This window comes from Paenibacillus silvae (genome assembly GCF_014639235.1).
In the GTDB taxonomy this organism is placed as follows: domain Bacteria; phylum Bacillota; class Bacilli; order Paenibacillales; family Paenibacillaceae; genus Paenibacillus; species Paenibacillus silvae.
On the sequence record NZ_BMFU01000007.1, the window covers coordinates 299336 to 307149 of the forward strand.

Here is a 7814-nt window from a genome sequence, read left to right on the forward strand (position 1 = left end):
TTATTTCAGTCTTCTGCGAATATCGTTCAGCTTCGACGACATCGTTCTGTAGAACTGATAGATGTCTTCCCCGTTTGCCAGTTCAACCCGCTCGTATTCAAGACGATCACGGGATTCCATATACAGCGCGGCCAGATCATCCAGCTTGCTCAGCAGCGGTGTAATATCCTCGGAAGCGGTCAGCTCGTTATCCCGGCGGGAAGCTTTGCGCAGCAGTGTGCTGCGATCCTTCTCGGATAATGCGCGGAAGCTGCCAAACACTTCATATTCTGCGTAGTTGCGGCTCTTCATCAAGTTAGCAAACGGCTCCCATGCATCCTCCTCCGCATCACGGTCGTAGACGTACAGCGCACCCTTTTTAACAATCGTGTTAGTATACAACGCTTCGATGAAGCGGTCATACCACTGCTCTTCGTCCTGGTATTGTGCCAGAATGCCTTCCAGCTCGGCCACTTTGGCGGTGATTGCGTTCATCTTCGCCAGTTCCTCACGTACCCGCGCGATCAGCTGCGGAGAGCGTACAAGATTCTCTTTGGCCATATCTTCATTAATGCTTCCGAAAATATCTTTTACATCCACACGTGGCAAACCTTCGGATTGCAGCCGCTTCAGTTCAATGACAGCCCGCTTTACCTCACCAAGGTTTGGTGTGTTTGATGTAAGACGCATATCGTATGCAGCCAGCTTGGCAGACAAGTCAAACGGTTCTGTCGTTACGATCGCATAGCGGTTGCTCGTATTTTCATCCACCGATTTGGCGATGACGATGCGGTATCCGAGCGCCTGCTCGAATTCACTGCGAACCCTTGCGTTATATTGCTTCACGCGGGCATTCTCGTACACATCTCCCCAGGATTTTTCGGGAATCGGAGACGGCAGATAGGTCCAGTTGTTTTTCTCCGTCTGCACGAGATGGCGTCCAATGCCCTCTTTGTCCAAAATCGTGCGTTCGTAGCTCTCTTCATAAACCTTGAGCGGTGTATATACGAAGAGCGGCACCCCGTTGCGGGTGTTCAGCCAGAAGATCCGGTTCCGCACTTCGCTCTCCTTCACAGTAAAGTGCGATTTGCCCACGGCATTGTTCTGGTAGTTGCGAATGCCTTTTAAGATACCCGGCGCCTGTGCAGGCACGGATACAAATCCCCAGGAAGGGAAATGCAGACTGCCTGTGCTGTTGCTCAGGTTAAATACCGGCACGGCCTCGTCATCCAGCTTGCCTGCGATGAAACGCTCCACGAATTTTTCAACAGATTCGTCTTTCCCGTATTTGATCACCAGGAAATCCTCCATCGAGCGGGTGATCAGGTCGCCAAACTTCTCACTCAGGAAGTCGGAGATCGAGCTGACGATATCAATCTCGTTTTCCTTCACCCACTGGCTCGAATTCTCCAGCAGCTCACGCGAGAAGTCGCGGATCAGATCATCCGTATCCCGTTTGTCCAGCAGCCCGTCCACAACGCTCACAATGTCCGGCACACTTACCACGTTCCAGTAATATGTCTTGTTGCCTTTATGATCCGTCTGCTCTTCGCCGCGTGTTAACAGATCACCGTTCTTGGCAAAGATCGAGCTAAGTGCATTCAGTGTCTCGGTGAATACGTTATAAATGCGGCTGTTTTCCTGGTTCAACAGTTCATACAGGTCTTCATAGAATTCAATCATCTGGTCATTGCGTTCCACATCGGCATGCAGCCAGTACTCGTGAATTTTAGCTTCTATATAAGCATTCTTTTTCTTCTCTTTGGAGACAAAAGCACTCTTCGCATCGCCAAGCTTCTCTTCGGACTGCTCTTGAGCCGCTTCAATATCCCGTGGAATACGGAAGGCATTCTCGCGCAGCGTTTCGATGTACGACTGAATCATTTTCAGTACACAGAAGCCTTTTTCCGTATAAATCAAACGAGATACATAAAATGGTCCCTGTTCAGGATGCAAAAACATACGCCGGATCTGCTCTGTGAATTGACCCGCAATCTCGCCCGGCAGCTGTTTCTTCGCCTTGATGTATTCCTCACGGGCACGTGCCAGGAAGTTCTGCTCCAGCTCTGTATCCATGTTGACGACCTGGGATTTCACAACGTTGCCGTACGATAATCGTTCGCTGTTCTGGTAACCCGGCAGCGGTTCAGGTACACGGGATTCGAAGGCCTTGACCACACTTTCGAGATCGATGCCCAGCTTGCGCGCAAACTTCTCGGTATCCTCCTGATTCGGTGCTTTGGAGAACATGGTGCTCATTTTGTCAAACATCCGGTACGCCAGATACGTGGTCATCTCTTCAATCGGCAGTACAGCAGACGAAGCACCGATGATATTGTAATCATAGTTGGCCGGGTACACCTTGTTCATCTGTGCGATGTTCGTGCGAATGTTGCTGATATAGTCATGAATGGCAAATTCCTCGCCTGACTGCTTCTCTTCGCTGGAGATAAAGTTGGTGATATTCTCCGCGGTGACGTTCATGCAGTAGTCGTAGGCGTTCTCCAGCAGTTTGCCCTCTGTATTCGTAGCCGAGATCAGGTGACACAGGTTAAATGGCGGCAGTGGCGAGTTTACAGTCAAAATATTGCCGTACTTCTGCGTAAACCGCTCACCACGGCTGTCCACGTTCATCCAGTAATCCAGCTCTTTGAGCGCAGCATAACCGTTCTTGCGAATATATTCGCGTGTGTGCTCGCTCAGGCTTTTGTTGGAGAGATTCACATCCGGTGTGAACAAGTAACCGAGCGTATTCACGCGGTCGATACCGGCCGAGCCGTGATCCCGCTCGATGATGCCGCGAACGATATAGGAAATATCGAGGAAGCAACCGCTGCCTGTACCCCCGGATAGACCGGTGAGCAGGAATACCATCAGTTTTTTGTTCGTACCAACGGATAACGTTTTAATCTTTTTATCAATGGCTTGTACCACTTGATTGATCTTTGTAAACAGCAGCAAACGTCCTGCCTGACGCACCCCTGCGGCTCCGTTCATGCCATCTGTAATGCTTAGCTCAGGGGACAGCCAGTCCGTGATATACGGCTCCAGCACACTGCGATTCTGCAAAAGCCCGCCAATCTCGGCATTGGACAGCAGTACAAATTCGTTGATCGGATCAAGTCCGATACCTCTGTATTTCTTCGCCCGATCCTGTTCGTTTGTCTCGAACGCCAGAAATTCAACGTTGTCGGGCTTCTCCATCTTTTTCTTGGACACCGGGTCCTGCGGCAGCTTGAAACGGCGGTTAATCTGGTATTTCAGACGCAGCAACGCGTCAATTCCCGTTCCGCCCAGACCGATAATCAGAATCGGGTTATCAATCGTATCCACTCTGATTTTCTCACTGACAATTCCTCCGCCCAGTGATACATCCAGCTGTTGAATATGTTCTCTAACAATCGGTTTCATTCCATGTCCTCCCTTATTTAAACCAGTTAGGCTACAAACTCATTACACTTGCCACTCCGATGACAGAGCAACCTTCCGATCGCTGTTATCCTCGGATTTTTTTGATTTCCTTTTCTAAAGGGAAAAATCTGAGGAATAGCGTATGCTTCCGTAGCAGCTTTCTTTCAGAAAGCTTTCAGGCGAACGCTCCGCTTCTTCAGGTTTTCTCTGTCCTCTCCGTTCACGTGTAAACAATTAGCCCAACTTATACTGGTATTCCTTTAAATCAAATCATCCATTTAAAACAAATAATCAATTTAAACCAATATACCTAACAATCAATTTACACCAAATATTCGATCAAAATCGTTTTATCCGCCTGTTGCAGCGGGATGCTCAGCCGATCACCGTTCTTCAGTTCAACGCCTGAGCTTGCATCTACTGCACGCCCGGATTTCTCCAGCGTACCTCCTGCGGTATTGCGGATAATCAATCGGTCTACATTGCCAGGTGTGAAAATATATTTCTCGGTTTCCTTCAGCTCAGGGTCAAGCTGCAGCAATTGATGCAGGTGGAATCGGCCCCGGAAGGATGCCAGCTTTTTGTATTGCGGATAAGACTTGTCCCCTGTGTTCTCATCCCGAACCTCAACGATAATCTGACCGACAAAACCGCGGTTTTTGCGTTTCAGCCAGCCCATCAGGAACCAGCCTCCTACCGCCACTACGATCAGGGCGATCACGCCCAGTATGACAGGCACCCAAGGAAACGGCTTGTCATTGGCAGTCGCTGGCGTTGTCGGCTGTGCCTGACTTCCGCCCGTTCCACCTGCGTTAACGATGATCGGTGCACTTTCACGGTAGAAGCTGTCTTCCTCCGCACGAATAATCAATTCATAGTTATGATTGTCAGGCACCTCAAATGTACCAGTAAAACCGGAGCCTGTGTTTTTGAGCGGCTGCTGCTCGGTCTTGCCTGTGTCCTTGTCCTGGACAACCAGCGTGGCCTTCATATCCGCATACAGGTCATTATCCTGTAGCGGCTGTCCACCGTTTTCCAGCCTCGCGGCCAGATCAATCTTGTCGCCTTTCGTATAGGACTTGGTCTTAATTGGGTCCGCAACGAGCTGAAGATCGTAGTTAAACAGCAGGTTGATATCAATGCTGTCTTTCGGAGCCCCTTTAACCCGAAGCTTCCAGTCGCCCTCCTGCGGCTTCAGCAGCTTCACAAGAGAATAGCTTTTGGACGTGGACAGTTTGGCTTCATTGGAATTCAGATTGATGCTCTTGCCGGATGGATCGGTTAACTGCACCTGTACCGGCTTCGAGGACATGATGGAAATATTGGCTTCGAGCACGCTGTCGTTTGGTACGTTCACGGTAACTTCCTGATAACTGCCGTTTGCGGTTACAGAGGGCAGCTTCACCACATTGAGCTTGGCATGATCGGCAAAGATTTCACTTAAAATCTGCGGCAGATCATCCGGTGTATCGGTAATGAATGACTTGCCTCCTGTTTGCTTGGCAAGGTCTGCAAGTGCATTTTTGTTCAGCTTGCCGTCCGCGTTCAAGCCAATCGTGTAAACAGGAATGCCTTTGGCCTGCGCATCTTTGACGGCTTTTGCCAGATCAGCATCGGACTGAGCCTGTGTGCGTCCTTTGCTTTTGTTAAAATCGTTGTTGCCATCGGCCAGCAGCACGATCATCGGTGAATGAGACGGGTCAGCGCCATGGTTCAGGATGTTCATGGCCTCCGCAACGCCTACTGAAATATCGGTGTATGGCCCTCGGCCGAGCTGGTCGATGAAGTCCTTCAGATTGCTTTTGTCTGCATCCGACTGAATTTCCAGCATTGCCTTTTCCCGCTCCACCTGATCGGTGTAAGCAACAATGCCTACTTTATCGCCAACGGTTGGCAGCATATCTATAAACATTTTCATCGCTTCGTTACTGATCTTGTCGCGATCACTTGTATTCATGGAGTTACTGACATCGGCGACCAGCACCGCGTCAATTCCACTTGTCTGCGTCTGAGCCGCTTCCGCTTGGGGAAGCAGGGCTGAAGGCAGCAGCAAGGTCAATAATGCCAGCAGAACCAGAGTTCCGCTGAGCCAGCGTATTTTGCGTGTCCGCAGCATGGGGTGTACTCCTTTACGTTTGAGATTAAAATGGGAATAGTTTATTATAGGCGTCAAGCCTTAAAGAAATCTTAACAGTCTTCTAATAAAATCTGAAAAGCACCCCTATTCTGAGTTACAGTTTTGTAATGTTTGACAAAAATCGACGATTCTAGGTCTTTTGTTGGAACTAATATTCCAACTATGGAAATATGATATAGTTATTGCCACCAAACTGCAATATAACAGCGCTTGGTTTCTCAACTCAAGCCTTGGAAAGGGACGGATTATGGTTACATACGTATGCCTCGCCATATTGTTTCTTTTTGTCGTTATCAAAATGATCACATTCCAGCTGCATCGCCGGAAGCAGGTTTCCCGTGAAGATACGGACCGCACCCTGTACAACATTCTGAATGGCGGGCGTGATGGAGCATGAGCACGAAAAAAGTAGTTTCTATCCGGCCATTTAACCGAACGACATATGCCTTCGAAAAGTTGCACGTATGCAAGCGCTGCGGGCAGTATACTTGCCTCTGGGAAGATCACTGCACCTCATGCGGGCGCAGAACACTTGTTACCATACAAGAGAAAGCAGGTTCCCAGGTAAAACGCCGCATGGTGCGTGATGTTTTGCTGGTTATGCTTATCGGCGCAGCTGCCGTTTATTTCGGTGAGACGCTGGACCAGTCCATGATTGCTGCTACAGTGACGTTGCTGCTGCTCGGCGGCCTGATCTTCTTGCAGCAGCGTGCCTTCCCGATTGAAAAGCTGCGTCAGATGAAACGGATGCTGCAGCTGGACGAGGAAGGCGTGCGGCAGGGCATCAACCGCAACTGGGCCTTGGTTGCCGAAGCCCGCAAAGAGGACGAGGTCCTCGCTTACGAGATGCTGCGCGAGATCGGCTCGCTGGTCAACAATGACCGGATTCGGCTGCAGCAGGTGGCGCTGCTGCAATCGTTTGTCCTGCGCAGCGATATGGATCTTCAGCTCCGGCCCCTACTGCTCCAAAACTTCGAGCGGCTGCTTGCCGAATATATCGGCGAAGTTGCAAGGCTGAAGCCGGAGCTGGTTCGTGAAGACGCGATTCGTTATATCGCGACGTATGAGGTTCACATTTTACAGCTGCATAACGGTATTCAGATTCTGACCGCCGTCGCCGCAGCTGCCGTACGCAAAAGCAAATATATTGAACTGTTTCCCAGCCTGATTACCCGCTACGCCCGTTTTATGCCGAAAGACCGGTTTATGCGACTCTATCACACCATCGAGCGTTATCCAGCCAAAGCACGCGGAGGTCTCGCCGAGTCCGTGGGCCGAGTGTATAACGAGAAGTACCGGGATTCGTATGCCGATGTTCAGGTTCGATGAGCACAGCCGAGGCTGGCAAAATAGAAGCATACTAGGGATGTAAACGGAAGAGTATTAGGTCAAACAAGTGAAATAATGCAAAGTTACTCCCTATATATAGACGGCCTATCACTCCGTAGCCCTGCATCCTTATGATTGTTCCACCCTTAATCATATAAGTTCCAAGCAGAAAACACCCCATCCTTAGGTCTAGGATGAGGTGTTTTGTTACCTAGACCTGAGAATGAGCTATTTTAGTGAAAAAGGGCCTATTGCCACATGATCGTTGTAATCCGGTAATGATTAAACAGTTGCGAGAAAGCGGCTGGCCGGGATGGATAAATAGGCGGAACTTGCGAGATACGTAAGATAGTGGAATCCCTTGAGGATTGGGAAGCACGAAAGGCCGCTGGATGGAGGAGCATACAGGATTTGTTAAGCTTGGGGATGATGTTGGGGGAAGGGGTGCACTGAATTGCTAGGCTTGGAGTTGACGTTGAGGGATGAACGCACAGGATTGCCCGGCTTGGGAGGTCGTTGGGGGGAGGTGCTCTTGGGACTTAATTTCTCTGCGGACGCTAACGAATCCAGAACACCCTATTTGCGCCGAATCGGCCTCCTGAAAATTGTAACGATTCCCAGTAACCTTATTTCTCCAAAATGACCTCATTTCGCCCTCCTTCTGCCCATTATTCGCCAAATAGCGTTCCTACGATTCGTTAAAACCTCAAGTCCCCCAAAAATGCCTAAATAAGGCTTCTGAGAATCGTTAGCACTCCAAAGTTCGTTTGAATGAGGTCCACACTGAATCAATCAGCTTGGGGATGACGTTGAGGAGAGGTGCACACCGAATCACTTGGCTTGGGATGACGTTGAGGGGAGGTCCACACTGAATCGCTCGGCTTGGGAAGACGTTAAGGGGAGGTCCACACTGAATCGCTCGGCTTGGGAAGACGTTAAGGGGAGGTCCACACTGAAT

The 7814-nt window shown here is 49.8% G+C and carries 4 protein-coding genes; 2 read left to right on the forward strand and 2 right to left on the reverse strand.

All coding sequences use genetic code 11. The annotated features are described in order from the left end of the window. The gene (locus IEW26_RS21925) at positions 1–3390 is read right to left on the reverse strand and encodes a tubulin-like doman-containing protein (protein ID WP_188593876.1); all 3390 of its coding nucleotides are present in this window, start codon (positions 3388–3390) and stop codon (positions 1–3) included. A gap of 322 nt (positions 3391–3712) precedes the next feature. Then, a complete protein-coding gene (locus tag IEW26_RS21930) occupies positions 3713–5506 on the reverse strand; it encodes a vWA domain-containing protein (RefSeq protein WP_188593877.1) in 1794 nt (597 codons plus the stop codon). Positions 5507–5774: 268 nt separating this feature from the next. Between IEW26_RS21930 and IEW26_RS21935 the strand changes: the two genes are divergently transcribed. Continuing rightward, the gene (locus IEW26_RS21935; protein WP_188593878.1) at positions 5775–5924 is read left to right on the forward strand and encodes a hypothetical protein; all 150 of its coding nucleotides are present in this window, start codon (positions 5775–5777) and stop codon (positions 5922–5924) included. Beyond that, positions 5921–6856: a hypothetical protein gene (locus IEW26_RS21940; RefSeq protein ID WP_188593879.1), complete on the forward strand. Its 936-nt coding sequence runs from the start codon at positions 5921–5923 to the stop codon at positions 6854–6856. Before IEW26_RS21935 ends, IEW26_RS21940 begins: the two co-directional genes overlap by 4 nt. Positions 6857–7814 lie beyond the last annotated feature (958 nt).

Bases quoted from the DNA above. Each gene is read 5' to 3' on its own strand.
- IEW26_RS21925 (WP_188593876.1), bottom strand. From the start codon at position 3,390: ATGAAACCGATTGTTAGAGAACATATTCAACAGCTGGATGTATCACTG.
- IEW26_RS21930 (WP_188593877.1), bottom strand. From the start codon at position 5,506: ATGCTGCGGACACGCAAAATACGCTGGCTCAGCGGAACTCTGGTTCTG.
- IEW26_RS21935 (WP_188593878.1), top strand. From the start codon at position 5,775: ATGGTTACATACGTATGCCTCGCCATATTGTTTCTTTTTGTCGTTATC.
- IEW26_RS21940 (WP_188593879.1), top strand. From the start codon at position 5,921: ATGAGCACGAAAAAAGTAGTTTCTATCCGGCCATTTAACCGAACGACA.